Source organism: Psychromonas sp. KJ10-5, assembly GCF_055808325.1.
Map to the genome: position 1 here is coordinate 3,172,104 of NZ_CM147864.1, position 15,004 is coordinate 3,187,107.

A 15,004-nucleotide genomic window follows, 5' to 3' on the forward strand; every position below is an offset into this window, starting at 1 on the left:
TGGAGGTAACTATGGCTAAGGCAATGACCACACATTTAGATGTTGTAAGTGCAGAAAAATCACTCTTTTCAGGGTTGGTTGCTCACTTATCAGTATCTGGTCAAGAAGGTGAACTAGGCATTATGCATGGTCACACACCATTATTGACACCGATTAAGCCAGGAATGGTTCAATTAGTGAAACAAGATGGTGGCGAAGAAGTCATTTATATCTCAGGTGGTTTTCTTGAAGTACAGCCTGGTGGCGTTACTGTTTTAGCTGATACTGCAATTCGTGGTCAAGATCTTGACCAAGCGAAAGCAGAAGAAGCTAAACGTGCTGCTGAAGCGCAAATGTCTAACCCTAATAAGGATATCGACTTTGCATTAGTAACGGCTCAACTTGCGCAAGCAGTTGCTCAGTTACGTGCTATTAAGTTAACACGTAAGTAGATATTTACACTTTCATTAAAAAGGCGGCCTATGGGTCGCCTTTTTTTTGCTTATTTTGGGGCTAAATAAATGTAAGTTATTTATTTTAAGACAGAAAACTTAGGTAATTTTATCTAATCAAACTTAGTTTTTTTAAAATAGAGATTGAATTGAGGTTTTAAAATAAGTAGTGAGGGATATGTAAAAAAAGATTAATTATTAGAGTAGAAAAAGAAGCAGTAACTTATAAAATTAAAGCGCACTCCAGGAGTTACGCTTTATTTTTAATATCAGAAAGATATTAAATATTATTCACCACATGCACCGATAGCAGCAGGAATAGATAGTTGTGGAACTAGTAGGTAGTCCATAGAACAATCTTTAGCACTGTTGTAAGTAGTACCAGTACAACCAGCAAGAAGAACAACGGCAACAGCAGCAACGGCGAATTTAGCGATAGATTTCATAATGAGTCCTTATATTATATATGTATATTAACAATCAATGTATTGTCAACTGGACGCAAGATATCACAAAAAAAACCTCTATTAAATAATTAATTTATTTTTATTAATTATTTAATTGATTGATATTTTTTGTTTTTTCTTCCAATCAATTAATTCCAATTTTCCCTTTTCAGATAGGGTATATAGACCACGTTGTATTTTATCAAACCAAGCATAATGATTATTATATAGAAATTGTGTTGCTTGTGGTTCATCAATAGCTTTATTGATTGAAGCACCTGAGGTTGGTGGTGATTGTAATAAGTATTCAGCGATTCGAATGGCACGTTGTCTATAGGCTGTTAGTCCTGCCGCGCTATTAGTTGAACCGCCCTTTTGAGTATCACCTTGACGTAAATTAAACTCTTTTAACAGGGCTTTTTGTTTACGTTTATTCTTTTTTGGAGTGTAGTCTTTAGGATCATTGATCACTTCTACATATTGTTGTGTTTTTTGTATATCTACGACAATTAAGCCCAATCCTAAACGAGCAATTAATTTTTTAAGTTGTTTCTGTTTATTTTTATAAATAGTGGCTTGTTTAGGAATTGCAATATAGACGTTATCAGCAAGTGTAAAACGCTCTACAGCTTGTAATAAAAGAGTAATGTTAAGTGTTAATTTTAATTCAATAATTAACACCTCTTGGTCTTTGATTGCCACGATATCGCAGTTTTTTACTTCCCCTTTCACCTGATAGCCTAAATTGCTTAAAAAATGCTTTATAGGTAAATACAGGTCAGATTCTTGTAGTTTTATAGGCATATGTATTCATTAATAGCTGATGGTGTTACTAGGGAATAGATAAAATATAACATATTCATTTGTCTGTTTTACTGATATTAACCTGTAAATCTCCAAGGTGTTTATAGTAGATATTTTATGCTGCTGATTATTTTAAGTATTGACTTGCCAAGTTAAGCGATGTAATTGATTGTCATTGGTATAATTGTCGCCAAATGGGTATAATAAATTTCATTTTTTCTAATTAACTCGAAGCCTAAATCATGCAAAAATTCGATACAAAAACATTCCAAGGGCTAATTCTTGCTTTGCAAGACTTCTGGGCTCGTCAAGGTTGTGCCATTGTACAACCACTCGATATGGAAGTTGGGGCTGGCACATTCCATCCTCAAACATTCTTACGTTCAATTGGTCCTGAGCCAATGAGCAGTGCTTATGTTCAACCATGTCGTCGTCCTACCGATGGCCGTTACGGTGAAAACCCTAATCGCTTACAACACTATTACCAATTCCAAGTTGTATTAAAGCCATCGCCTAAAAATATCCAAGAACTATATTTACAGTCGCTAGAAGAGATCGGTATCGATACATCGATTCATGATATTCGCTTTGTAGAAGATAACTGGGAATCGCCGACACTAGGTGCGTGGGGTTTAGGTTGGGAAATATGGTTAAATGGTATGGAAGTGACACAGTTTACTTACTTCCAACAAGTTGGTGGACTTGAATGTTCTCCTGTAACGGGTGAAATTACTTACGGTTTAGAGCGTTTAGCAATGTATATCCAAGGGGTCGATAGTATTTATGATCTTGTTTGGACTGATGGGCCAATGGGTAAAGTTACTTACGGTGATATTTTCCACCAAAATGAAGTTGAACAATCAACTTATAACTTTGAACATGCTGATGTTGATGCACTTTTTGTACAGTTTGATCAATGTGAAAAAGATAGTCAAAAGTTAATTGAAGCTGGTTTACCTTTACCTGCCTACGAGCAAGTAATGAAAGCATCGCATGTATTTAATTTGTTAGATGCGCGCCATGCGATCTCTGTGACAGAACGCCAACGTTATATATTACGTGTTCGTTCACTTTCAAAAGCAGTTGCAGAGGCTTATTACAGTGCACGTGAAACACTTGGTTTCCCACTTTGTAAAAATTTAGATAAATAGAGGCAAGTTTAATGTCACATGAAAATTTATTGATTGAGTTGGGTACAGAAGAGTTACCACCGAAATCACTTCGTAAACTTGCTGAATCATTTGCTAACAATGTTGAAGCAGAATTAGTTAAAGCTGAATTAGCTTTTGATAAAGTTGAATGGTTAGCTTCTCCAAGACGTTTAGCAGTAGTAGTTACTAACTTAGTAGCCGCACAAGCTGATAAAATTGTAGAAAAACGTGGACCAGCAGTTAATGTCGCATTTGATGATTCAGGTATAGCGACTAAAGCCGCGCAAGGTTGGGCTCGTTCAAACGGTATTAGTGTTGAACAAGCTGAGCGCCTAGTGACGGATAAAGGTGAATGGCTATTATTTAAGTCATCAGTTAAAGGCCAAGAAATTAGTCAGCTAATTCCTGAGATCGCGGCGACTGCATTAAGTAAACTACCAATCCCTAAACCAATGCGTTGGGGAAGTGAAAGCACACAGTTTATTCGTCCTGTGCATACAGTGACAATGTTATTTGGTAGCAAGCTAATCCAAGGTGAGTTGTTAGGTGTTGCTTCAGACAGAGTTATCCGAGGACATCGTTTCCTAGGTGAAGCTGAGTTAACGTTAAATCACGCAGACGATTACCAATCATTACTAGACGATTCTGGTAAAGTGATTGTTGATTATGAACGTCGAAAAGCAATCATTCGTGAGCAAGTAGAAGCTGTTGCTGCGCATGAAAACGGTGTTGCGGCTATTGATGAAGAATTATTAGAAGAAGTAACGTCATTAGTTGAATGGCCTGTTACGCTGGTGGGTTCTTTTGAAGAGAAATTCTTAGCCGTTCCTTCTGAAGCGCTTATCTACACAATGAAAGATAACCAAAAGTACTTTCCAGTACTAGATAAAGAAGGTAATTTATTACCTCGCTTCATCTTTGTTTCAAATATTGTTAGTCGTGATCCTAAACAAGTTATTTCAGGTAACGAGAAAGTAGTTCGTCCTCGTTTAGCAGATGCTGAGTTCTTCTTTGAAACAGATAAAAAGAAAACATTAGAAAGCCGTTTAGGCTCTCTATCAACTGTATTATTCCAAAAACAACTGGGTACATTAAAAGAGAAATCTGAGCGTATTAGTGAAGTTGCTGCAAAAGTTGCGGCTAAAATTGATGCTAATACTGAGCATGCACAACGTGCAGGCCTATTATCTAAAGCAGACTTAATGTCTGAGATGGTGATGGAATTCCCTGACGTTCAAGGTGTAATGGGGATGTATTACGCTCGTTTTGATGGTGAACATGAAGATGTTGCTGTTGCATTAAACGAGCAATACTTACCACGTTTTGCTGGTGATAAACTACCAACTTCTTTAGTTGCCTGTGCTGTGTCTTTAGCTGATAAGTTAGATACATTAGTGGGTATCTTTGGTATTGGTCAAGCTCCAAAAGGTGATAAAGACCCGTTTGCTTTACGTCGTGCGGCCATTGGTCTATTACGTATCATTACTGATAAACAGTTAGACTTAGATATCGTTGACCTGGTTGAAATCGCTAAAGTCCAATATGGCGATAAATTAACTAACGACAACGTAGTTAATGATGTTGTTGATTTCTTGTTCGGTCGTTTCCGTGCAACTTATCAAGCTGGTGGATATTCAGTTGAGCTTATTCAATCTGTTTTAGAGCGTCGTCCTACTAAACCTGTAGACTTCGAAAAACGTATTAAAGCAGTAGCTAAGTTCCAAACTTTACCAGAAGCTGCACCTATTGCTGCTGCAAATAAACGTATTAGTAATATTCTTGCTAAAGTAAATGATGAAATTAACAGTGAAGTTGATGCAAATTTACTCCAAGAAGACGCTGAAAAAGCACTTTCTGAAATTTTAGAGGCTCTAGAAAGCAAGCTAAGCCCTTTATTTGAAGAAGGAGACTACGAGTCAGCCTTGTTCGAGTTAGCTAGCTTAAAATCGCCTGTAGACGATTTTTTCGATAGCGTGATGGTAATGGCGGACGATTTGGCAGTAAAAAACAACCGTTTAGCCCTTTTAAACCGTTTACGTAACTTGTTCTTACGAGTTGCTGATGTTTCTGTTTTGTAATTTATCGTAATAATAAAACATTAATCTCAACAAAAAAGCTCAGTTTTTACTGAGCTTTTTTGTTTCACGTGAAACAGGTTTAGACTATTTTGGCTTGTTTAATTTGAACTTTTGATGTGAGTTTTTACCTATTTCATAATGGCCCTCATCATTAAAAACCTTACTTTTCTCCTTTATATTTATGAATATTCGCTCTGCTTATATTGATCAGTAGGATAAAATAAACAGGTAAAAATTTAAGATGAAGCTTTTTTATTGCTTATAAGATCAGTGGTAAAAGTACAAAATCAGGTTTCACGTGAAACAAATTATTTTGAAACTGCATAATTAAAATTTATATTTAGGATTGTTATAAATGCCCTATTCAACTTTTGGAAATAAATTTACACAGCATTCTGGCATCAATGAGCTAATGGACGACTTAAATAAAGGTGTAAAAGGTGGCGATGATATTTTAATGTTAGGTGGCGGAAACCCTGCTAGTATTCCGTCTATTCATCAACGACTCACTGATTTAATGCAGGAGTTATTAGACCAAGGGAAACTAATGGATACCCTTGGGAACTATGATGGACCACAAGGTAAAGATGCATTTATTAATGCATTAGTAGAATTGTTCAATGATCTATACGATTGGGATTTATCTACAGACAATATCATGTTAACAAATGGTAGCCAAAATGCGTTTTTCTACCTATTTAATTTATTAGCGGGTGATTTTTCACAGGGTAAAAAACGTAAAATTTTATTCCCTCTCGCCCCAGAATATATTGGCTATGCCGATGCCAGTGTCTCTGAAGATACTTTTGTCGCTGTTCGACCTAAGATAACAGAACTACCAAACCAACAATTTAAGTACCACGTTGATTTTGATGCATTGAATATAACAGATGATATTGGTGCTATTTGTGTTTCTAGACCAACTAACCCAACGGGCAATGTATTAACTGATGCAGAGATTGAAAAGTTAGATAAGCTAGCTAAACAACATAATATTCCACTGATTATCGATAATGCTTATGGCACTCCTTTTCCAAATATTATCTTTGAAGAGGTAAAACCTCACTTTAACCTTAATACTATTTTATGTTTAAGTTTATCTAAGTTTGGTTTACCAGGTGCACGTTGTGGGATAGTCATTGCTAATTCAGAAGTTATTAAAGCAATGTCTAATTTATCTGGCATTATGGCTTTATCACCAGGTGGTATCGGCCCTGAAATCGCACTACCATTAGTTAAAAGTAAAGAGATTATTGAATTGAGTGATCAGGTTATTAGGCCTTTTTATAAACAAAAATCTGAAGTTGCTATTAAACTATTATCTGAAAAAATACACAGTAAAAATTTCAGAATTCACAAATCAGAAGGTGCATTATTTCTTTGGCTTTGGTTTAAAGATTTACCTATCACTTCACATGAACTATACCAGCGCTTAAAAGAGAGAGGCTTGATTGTTGTTTCAGGTCATTACTTTTTCCCTGGTTTGGATCAAGGTTGGCAACACACCCAAGAATGTCTTCGACTTAATTACGCACAAGATAGCGACGTAGTAGAGCGTGGCATTAATATATTGGCTGATTTAGTCAATGAACTCTATACAGAAAACGTCTAATTTTTATTGAAATGTAAAGTGTGTTTCACGTGAAACACACTTTATTTAATACCTTCCTCTTTATTTTTTCTTACTTTTAACGCTTTAATTGCGTGATTAAATTATTCAATACTTCACTAATATCTTTGATGATGCTGCTGGATTGGTTAATCTCTTGGAGATTATCGCTGACTTGTTGTGCATGTTGTTTAATGGCATTGGTATTTATTACAACTTGCTCAATGGTTGCAGTCTGCTCTTCTGTTGTTGTTGCGATGGTATTATTGAATAGGTAAATATCATTAATTATATTCGATACTGATTTTAGTTGTTCTTGAGCTTCTAAACTATGGTTGGCGCAATCGATGGCTGCATCACTTTGCTGTAGGACAAATTCATTTGCTTGGTTTGCCGTATCAACTAATTGGTTAATGATATGTTGAATCTCTTCCGTTGAACTAGAGGTACGAATTGCTAATGCTCTTACTTCATCTGCAACTACTGCGAACCCCCTCCCTTGTTCACCAGCACGTGCAGCTTCAATGGCTGCATTAAGTGCGAGTAAATTGGTTTGGCTAGAGACGTTATTAATGACTTCTAATACATTATTAATTGAGTAAGTATCTGCCGTTAACTTTTTAACAATTTTACTGAGAGAAAGAATATTGTCAGATAATTGCTTGGTTTTTTGCACTTCACTGGCTAAAACAAAATCTGCTTTATTAACTAATTTAACCGCTTGATCTGTTTGTTTACTGGTATCTACTGCATTTTTTGTAATTTCAGTAAAGGAATCCGATAAAGCAATGATTGAAGTATTTACCAATTCGGTTTGTTGGTGCTGTTGCTGGCTGCTCTGTTGCGCCTGTATTGCTCGCTTTTGCAAAAGGTGACTAGCATTAAGAGCTTGTTCTGATTGCGATTGTAAGGAGGCTGTGAGCTCTTTTAAATAGGTTTGTAACCTAACACTCCTATTATTAACAATATTAAACTCAGAAAAGCGACTATTTACCTTAAGTGCTTGTCCAAAGTCCCCTGATGTTAATGCATCGAAAAAAGGCAGTAATCTGCGGATGAACTGTAATGTTTTAAATTGTAAGTTCGCTGATAATACGATCATTAATGTAAATAACAGCAATGTACATGAGCCGATTAAACGTACTTTTTCGGTTATTGATTGTTTTTGTCGATCAACAATAGTTGAATATTCAGTAAAGGTTTTTATTAAGGTAGATAATTGAACACTTAATTTAGTGCGGCTATCAATGACGGAAGACAACATAGTTCGAGTATTTGATAACTCTTTTGGGTAACGAATGGTTAAGCTTTTCAACTCCCCTATTACCTCTAACGTTAAATCGACAGTTTCCGGTTGATCAAAACTGAACTCATCTACTGTTTCTGTATAAAATAAATTAAGTGTAGGTAGTTCGCTGATGCTTTTTAAATGTTCCATAATAGTATTATTTTGTTCAATCAAATTATGTTTAATCGTATCGCTTTTTTGTTCTATATAACTTTGTCTCAATACCGCTATTTGGTGTAAATTTTGATTTATGTTTAATAACAGTCGGTAATAGTTTTGTCTTATATTTAAATTAACTTCTGATTTATTAATTAAACGGCCTAGATCAGTGATATAACCTTGTCGTTCTATCTCATTATTAATGAGCAGTAGATCGGGTGTTGCTGCTAATTTTCCTGCTTCTCTGGTACCTGCAATTGCCTTTTCTAATTTAACTATCTCTTTGGTTATTGACTCTGATTGTGTTGCGTTAAGCCAGTCAATTGGGGTCGTTTTTAATATTTCTAATTTATTTTCTGCATTTAATAATTTTTGAGTATCCCCATTTCCCAAGTATTGTTCCAATGAGATAGCAATGTCGTTTTCCAATGTGGATTTTATTGCATGATAAGACTGGTTTATTTGATAGGGTTTATCAACCTCTTGCCAAGCCCATATGATAAATCCTGAAATAAATAATAGTAAGGCAGCAATACAGCTACAAATAATTTTCGTAAGTAAGTTAATAGACATAATGCGCTCTTCATAATAGTGACAGGCGCATAGTAGCCATCAAATATGGCAATAATATTTCTTGATATCTATAATTAGGTATTAATTTCTAAAATTTTAATTAAAAAAAATCCAGCTTAAAAGCTGGATTTTTCAGATAATTCATCGATATTTATGTAATTAAATATCTATATTACCTACACGCAATGCATTCTTTTCAATAAACTCACGTCTAGGCTCTACATGGTCACCCATTAATGTAGTAAATAATTGATCTGCACCTACCGCATCTTCAACAGTCACTTGTAGCATGTGACGTGTATTAGGGTCCATGGTCGTTTCCCATAATTGACTTGGATTCATTTCACCTAGTCCTTTATAACGTTGGATATATAAACCACGTTTAGATTCATGCATTAACCAGTTAACTGCTTCAATAAAGTTATCAATTGGTTTAGTACGTTCACCACGTTGAATATAAGCACCTTCTTCCAATAGGTTTTGGATTTCTGTACCTAATGTCACCAATGCCTTGTATTCAACTGAACCAAAGAACTCTTCATCAAAAGTGTAAACAGTGTCAACACCATGTTTACGTACAGTGAAGATAATCTTGTTAGATATTTCATTATCTGATTTAGCAATCTCTGCTTTGTAGATCGTCCCTTCTAACTCTTCACGGTTTAACACTTCAACAATTTCTTCAACCCAAGGAGTTACTACATCTGTCTTAGCTAAGCCTCCAGCGGTTAATTCTGGACGATAAATTAATTTATCAAGGACAACGTTAGGGTAACGACGAGATAGTCTTACAATCGTATCCTGAGCGTTACGGTAGCGATCGATCATACCTTGTAACGCAACACCAGAAATACCTGGAGATTCATTATTCACATGTAAAGATGCACCATCCATAGCTAATGAGGTTAAGTAAGCTTGTAATGCTGGATCATCTTTAATGTAAGTTTCCTGCTTACCTCTTTTCACTTTGTATAAAGGAGGCTGAGCAATGTAGATGAAACCATTTTCGATCAGTTCAGGCATTTGGCGATAGAAGAAAGTTAACAACAGTGTACGGATGTGAGAACCATCCACGTCGGCATCGGTCATGATAATGATACGATGGTAACGCGTTTTCTCAGGGTTATATTCATCACGTCCAATACCACAACCAAGTGCGGTGATCAGTGTTGCTACTTCCTGTGAAGATAACATCTTATCAAAACGCGCTTTTTCAACGTTTAGGATTTTACCTTTAAGTGGCAAGATAGCTTGGTTTTTACGAGATCGGCCTTGTTTCGCACTTCCGCCAGCCGAGTCCCCTTCCACTATGTATAGTTCAGAAAGCGCTGGGTCTTTCTCTTGGCAATCTGCTAGTTTACCTGGCAAACCTGCTAAATCTAATGCACCTTTACGACGCGTCATATCACGGGCTTTACGCGCCGCTTCACGTGCTCTTGCTGCATCAACAATTTTGTTAACAATGATTTTAGCTTCGGTAGGATTCTCTAATAAGAAATCCTGTAGGCGTTCATTCATTGCACCTTCAACAATCGGACGTACTTCTGATGACACTAAACGGTCTTTTGTTTGTGAAGAGAATTTTGGATCAGGTACTTTTACTGAAATAACCGCCGTTAAACCTTCTCGAGAGTCTCCACCTTCAGTTGTCGTTTTGTTTTTATTATTTTTGACTTTAGCCAATTCTTTTTCAATATAAGAGTTTAAAGTACGGGTTAGAGCACCACGGAAACCTGTTAAGTGGGAGCCACCATCACGTTGTGGAATATTGTTTGTGAAACAATAGATGTTTTCTTGGAAACCATCATTCCACTGCATTGCAACTTCAACTGCTGTGCCATCTTCATGTTCTGTATTAAAATGAAATACTTTATTATGAATAGGTGTTTTGTTTTGATTTAAGTATTCAACAAATGCTTGTATACCACCTTCATAATGAAAGTGGTCAGATTTATCGTCTTCACGTTTGTCAATTAACTTTATTGAAACACCTGAGTTTAAGAAAGATAGTTCACGTAGACGTTTTGCTAAAATGTCGTAATTAAACGTCGTTTTAGAGAAAGTAGATGGGCTTGGCCAAAAACGAATTTCTGTTCCTGTTTGGTCAGTATCACCAATAACCGCTACTGGTGCATCTGGTTCACCAAGTGAGTATGATTGTTGATGAATGTGTCCACTACGTTTAATAGTTAAACGTAACTTATCTGATAAGGCATTTACTACTGAAACACCAACACCGTGTAAACCACCTGATACTTTATAAGAGTTATCATCAAATTTACCACCTGCGTGCAGAACAGTCATAATAACTTCTGCTGCCGATACACCTTCTTCTTCATGAATATCTACTGGGATACCACGGCCATCATCTCGTACTGATACACTACCATCGCTATGAATAGTACAAATAATATCGTTACAGTGACCTGCCAAAGCTTCATCGATTGAGTTATCTAAAACTTCGAAAACCATGTGGTGTAGACCGGTACCATCATCGGTATCACCGATATACATGCCAGGGCGTTTTCGAACGGCATCTAACCCTTTTAGTACTTTAATACTTGACGAATCATAACTATTCTCAGCCATAAAACTTTCACCTTTCTACTGTAATTTTCCCCTGTTTCACGTGAAACAGGTTGCATTCTGTAAATAAATCATCAATTCCATTTTCACTAATGGCACTGATAAATACTTGAGCACTAGACTCTTTAATATGTTTTGCTAATACCACTTGTTTGTTTTTATCTAGCTCTGAACTAAAGTCATCTATTAAAAAAACACATTGCTTATGATCCACTGCGTTTAAAAATAAACCTTGTGCTAATCGTAATGCGTAAACAAGTAACTTTAATTGTCCTCTTGATAACACATCATCAACAGGTAAGCTTTTGATTTTTAATTTTAAGTCGGCTTTTTGTGGACCAATACTCGTATAACCTAATTGCTTATCTCGATGAAAATTATCGGATAAATATTCAGCTAACGATTTGTTATTTTTATCCCATCCACAAAAGAATTTACTTTCGATAGTAAACTCAGGCAAAAAATCTTTAATAGTTTGTGTTATTAAAGGCTGTAATTTTGCAAAATAATCAGCCCTCTGAGCGCTTATCTGCTCACTCAAGACACAAAGTTCATTATCCCATACTTGAAGCTCTTTGTAAGCGTTACATTGCTTTAAAGCGGCATTCCTTTGTTTTAAAAGTCGCTTTATGCGAGCCCAGTTACTGTAAAACATCGGATCATGGTAAAAAACACCCCAATCTAAGTAGGCGCGACGATTCTTAGGGCTACCAGACAATAAAGTATAACTTTCTGGAGTGATTAATTGCATCGGAATATATTGGGTTAGAGATGCTAATTTCTTGACTATTTGACCATCAATTTTAAGAGTAGTTTCACCGCCTTTGGACTTTTGTAGTCCAATCGGAAATACACGATCTTGATGATTAATTTCACTGTAAATTGTGAAATGAGTTTGTTCGTATTGAATGACTCTATTTGTAAGATGGGTGCGAAAAGAACGCCCTAGTCCAAGAAAGTAAATTGCTTCTAATAGAGAAGATTTACCACTGCCATTATCACCAATGATCAGGTTTACTTTTGCATCAAAAGTAAGAGAAGCAGTCTCGATATTACGGAACTGATTAATGATTAATTTCTGTAACGACATTAATCAGTTTCCTGAGTGAAGTAGTATGCGGTAATTGTTATCGCCATTTTGTCGATATCATCAGTAGATAAGATATTAGACTGCTATAAACGCATTGGCATTAAGACATATAGTGAGTCATCACTATCAAGTGACTCAATTAACGCACTGTGGTCTGAAGTGCTAAATGTTATTTTAACTTGTTCACTTTTTAACGTGTTTAGTACATCTAATACATAGCTTACATTAAAGCCTATCTCTAATTCTGCCGATTGGTAATCAACATCAATATACTCTTCAGCTTCTTCTCGCTCAGGGTTATTAGCGGTAATTTTTAAAAGGTTTTCAGACAAGGTTAAACGTACGCCACGGAATTTCTCATTAGATAAAATAGCAGCTCGACTAAAAGCTTGTTTAAGTGTTTCACGACTAGAAATAAGTTCTTTATCACCATTACGTGGAATAACTCGACGGTAATCAGGGAAGCGCCCGTCCACTAACTTGGTGGTAAACACAAAACCATCAATCACTGCACGTAAGTTATTTTTGCCCAATTGAATTGTGACATTTGCTTGGTCTTTATCAAGTAGCTTAACTAACTCTAATACCCCTTTACGAGGCACAATTACAGATTGCTCTTCAATGGCTTGATCAATGTTAATGGCACATGAAGCTAAACGATGACCATCGGTTGATACACTGCGTAAAGTATTGCCTGATACTTCAAAAAACATACCATTTAGATAGTAACGAACATCTTGACTCGCCATTGCAAACTGAGTGAACTCAATTAGCTTTTTAAATTCGTTTTGTGGCACAGTTAATTCAATCAGACTCTGCCAAGATTCAATATTCGGGAAATCGATTGAAGGCAAAGTTGATAGTAAGTACCTACTACGCCCTGATCTTACAGTAACGCGTTCATTTTTCACTTCAAAAGTGACTTCGCAAGGGTCTGCTAAACCACGGCATATATCCAATAGTTTACGTGCTGGTACGGTAATAGCACCCTCTTCAGAAGCTTGCTCTAATGGTATTTGAGCCATTAATTCAACTTCTAAATCAGTACCTGTTAAGTTTAAAAAGTTATCTTTTACTTCAATCAGGATATTACCCATGATCGGTAAAGCTGGGCGACCACCTGCAACCGAGCCAACCACAAGTTGTAATGGTCTTAATAATATTTCACGGGAAATAGTAAACTTCATGAGATAAGCCTTTTTTACATCGATAAGGTGCGAATAAGTATTTTATAGTCTTCTTGAATATCGTTATTTTCACGACGTAGTTCTTCAACTTTACGACAAGCGTGTAATACCGTTGTGTGGTCACGACCACCAAAAGCTTCACCTATTTCAGGTAAGCTATGTTGTGTTAACTCTTTAGCAAGTGCCATAGCAATTTGACGTGGGCGCGCAACGGTTCGTGTACGTCGTTTTGAAGACATATCTGAAATTTTAATACGGTAATGTTCAGCGACTACTTTTTGAATATTATCTACAGTCGTTTGCTTAGTGTGCACCGCTAACATATCACGTAATGCATCCTGTACCAGTGAGATAGTGATATCTTGACCGGTAAACTGAGCTTTAGCTGAGATGTTGGCAATCGCACCTTCTAATACACGAACATCAGTAATGGTTAAACGCTTAGCAATAAAGAAGGCTACATCATCAGGCAATGTTAAACCACGTTCTTCTGCTTTACTGATCAAGATAGCAACACGCGTCTCTAATTCAGGTGGATCGATTGGAATAGATAAACCCCAACCAAAACGAGTACGTAATCGTTCATCGATACCTTCAATCTCTTTTGGAAAGCGGTCACTGGTTAAAATAACCTGCTGGTGGCCATCTAACATAGAGTTGAATGTTTGGAATAATACTTCCTGTGAGCGTTCTTTACCTGCGAAGAAGTGAATATCATCTATTAATAGTGCATCAAGAGATGCGTAATACTCTTTAAACTGTTCAATGGTATTGTTACGAATTGCATTGATCATATCTTGTACAAACCGTTCAGAACGAATATACACTACTTTGCTTTCAGGGTTTTCTGAAACAATGGCATTACCTACAGCATGTAATAAATGCGTTTTACCTAAACCTGGATGTGCATATAAAAAGAGTGGGTTGTAAACACCGCCTGGATTTTCTGCAATCTGTTGGGTAGTAGCAATAGCAAAATTATTCGATTTACCTTCAACAAAGTTATCAAAGGTATATTTTTTAATTAAATTACTTTTATGGGCGATATTTAAAGATTTTGATTCGCCTTCCCAAGGTTGGTTTGTATTTTGTACCGGTGCTGCTTTTGATACTGTTGGATTATTCGTTGCAGCATTTGCTGTGCCGACTAATAAACGTATTTTAATGCTGAGATTAGGATCGACTTCATGTGCCAAGGTTTGCAATTTAGTTTCAATGATATCCATGTACTTTTCACGTACCCATTCACTAGTATATTTATTTGGCGAGTATAATGACAAAGTATGATTGTCGTATTCTGCCTGTAAAGGGCGTAACCAAGTACTAAAGTCTCCAGCTGATAGCTCGTCTTTTAATTGTGCTAAACATTCTTGCCAAATAGCCAGGGACATTGTGGAACTCCAGTAGATTCATTAGGGCGGATAATTCTACCGATAAGATCGTCATGATGCCATAAGATCAAGCAACAAAAAGAAAAAAAAGATCCTTGAAATTTATCTCATTCAGTGGTTAAAGCATCCACAAGGTTCTAACTAGGTAACATCAAGGGCACAGAACTTTATCCACAACATACTTATTTAACTATTTACAAATCTTAATTTA

The 15,004-nt window shown here is 36.2% G+C and carries 11 protein-coding genes; 4 read left to right on the forward strand and 7 right to left on the reverse strand.

The window, feature by feature from the left end:
* Positions 1-11 precede the first annotated feature (11 nt).
* Positions 12-431, forward strand: coding sequence for a F0F1 ATP synthase subunit epsilon (locus tag AC0L3W_RS13850; RefSeq protein WP_290041241.1), 420 nt, complete (start codon positions 12-14; stop codon positions 429-431).
* Positions 432-718: 287 nt separating this feature from the next.
* Here the strand turns inward: AC0L3W_RS13850 and AC0L3W_RS13855 are convergent, their stop codons facing one another.
* Together AC0L3W_RS13855 and AC0L3W_RS13860 are read right to left on the reverse strand one after the other, a co-directional pair.
* The gene (locus AC0L3W_RS13855) at positions 719-877 is read right to left on the reverse strand and encodes a DUF4223 family protein (protein WP_113819609.1); all 159 of its coding nucleotides are present in this window, start codon (positions 875-877) and stop codon (positions 719-721) included.
* A 111-nt stretch (positions 878-988) separates the two neighbouring features.
* Positions 989-1,681: a DUF2161 family putative PD-(D/E)XK-type phosphodiesterase gene (locus tag AC0L3W_RS13860; RefSeq protein WP_409440265.1), complete on the reverse strand. Its 693-nt coding sequence runs from the start codon at positions 1,679-1,681 to the stop codon at positions 989-991.
* 242 nt (positions 1,682-1,923) lie between these two features.
* On the opposite strand from AC0L3W_RS13860, the gene glyQ reads away from it, so the two are divergent.
* The 3 genes from glyQ (at position 1,924) to AC0L3W_RS13875 (ending at position 6,522) form a co-directional block, all read left to right on the forward strand.
* Entirely contained in the window at positions 1,924-2,832 is a 909-nt protein-coding gene (gene glyQ / locus AC0L3W_RS13865) for a glycine--tRNA ligase subunit alpha (protein ID WP_290041245.1), read from the forward strand.
* Positions 2,833-2,843: 11 nt separating this feature from the next.
* Positions 2,844-4,910, forward strand: coding sequence for a glycine--tRNA ligase subunit beta (gene glyS / locus AC0L3W_RS13870; protein WP_290041246.1), 2,067 nt, complete (start codon positions 2,844-2,846; stop codon positions 4,908-4,910).
* A gap of 355 nt (positions 4,911-5,265) precedes the next feature.
* Positions 5,266-6,522 (forward strand): valine--pyruvate transaminase, encoded by a 1,257-nt coding sequence (locus AC0L3W_RS13875; protein WP_290041247.1) that lies wholly within the window; start codon positions 5,266-5,268, stop codon positions 6,520-6,522.
* 76 nt (positions 6,523-6,598) lie between these two features.
* Here AC0L3W_RS13875 and AC0L3W_RS13880 read toward each other — a convergent pair whose 3' ends face one another.
* From AC0L3W_RS13880 to dnaA, 5 genes are all read right to left on the reverse strand, one after another.
* Positions 6,599-8,539: a methyl-accepting chemotaxis protein gene (locus AC0L3W_RS13880; RefSeq protein WP_409440264.1), complete on the reverse strand. Its 1,941-nt coding sequence runs from the start codon at positions 8,537-8,539 to the stop codon at positions 6,599-6,601.
* 159 nt (positions 8,540-8,698) lie between these two features.
* Positions 8,699-11,128, reverse strand: coding sequence for a DNA topoisomerase (ATP-hydrolyzing) subunit B (gene gyrB / locus AC0L3W_RS13885; protein ID WP_290041249.1), 2,430 nt, complete (start codon positions 11,126-11,128; stop codon positions 8,699-8,701).
* Between the two features lie 7 nt (positions 11,129-11,135).
* Positions 11,136-12,215, reverse strand: coding sequence for a DNA replication/repair protein RecF (gene recF / locus AC0L3W_RS13890; RefSeq protein WP_290041250.1), 1,080 nt, complete (start codon positions 12,213-12,215; stop codon positions 11,136-11,138).
* 83 nt (positions 12,216-12,298) lie between these two features.
* Positions 12,299-13,402: a DNA polymerase III subunit beta gene (gene dnaN / locus AC0L3W_RS13895; protein WP_290041251.1), complete on the reverse strand. Its 1,104-nt coding sequence runs from the start codon at positions 13,400-13,402 to the stop codon at positions 12,299-12,301.
* A 14-nt stretch (positions 13,403-13,416) separates the two neighbouring features.
* The gene (gene dnaA, locus AC0L3W_RS13900) at positions 13,417-14,793 is read right to left on the reverse strand and encodes a chromosomal replication initiator protein DnaA (RefSeq protein ID WP_290041252.1); all 1,377 of its coding nucleotides are present in this window, start codon (positions 14,791-14,793) and stop codon (positions 13,417-13,419) included.
* Positions 14,794-15,004: the final 211 nt, after the last annotated feature.